Raw genomic sequence first — 363 nt, forward strand, 5'->3', positions numbered from 1 at the left:
GGGAACGAATAAAAACGAATCAAGGGTCTTGGGACGGTCGAATCCCAGGTAAGCCAGACGAGACGATGAATTCCTTTGATTCGGGTAGGATGCGGCTCCATTTGCTGCAAGGTATTCAGAAAACACAAGAGCGGAGTTAGAGCATGATTAGGCACAGTCACGAGGCTAGTGAATCTTGGAAGAATCTAAATTGGAAGAAATTCCGACGCGATTTATTTCGCCTGCAATGTCGAGTGTTCAAAGCTATTCGAGAAGGAAATAAGCGTAAAGCTTTGTCACTTCAAAAGCTTATCCTGAAATCCAAAGCAGCTAGATTTTTGGCAATTCGTCAAGTATCACAGCTAAACGCTGGAAAGAAAACAG

1 protein-coding gene is annotated in these 363 nt (G+C 43.5%); it reads left to right on the forward strand.

What is annotated here, in order from left to right; all coding sequences use genetic code 11:
* Positions 1-143 precede the first annotated feature (143 nt).
* Positions 144-363: reverse transcriptase N-terminal domain-containing protein (locus AABK37_RS41995; protein ID WP_432557270.1), on the forward strand; the 220-nt coding region annotated here is incomplete at its 3' end.

Origin of the sequence: Tolypothrix sp. VBCCA 56010, assembly GCF_050875635.1 — a bacterium.
Lineage (GTDB): Bacteria > Cyanobacteriota > Cyanobacteriia > Cyanobacteriales > Nostocaceae > Hassallia.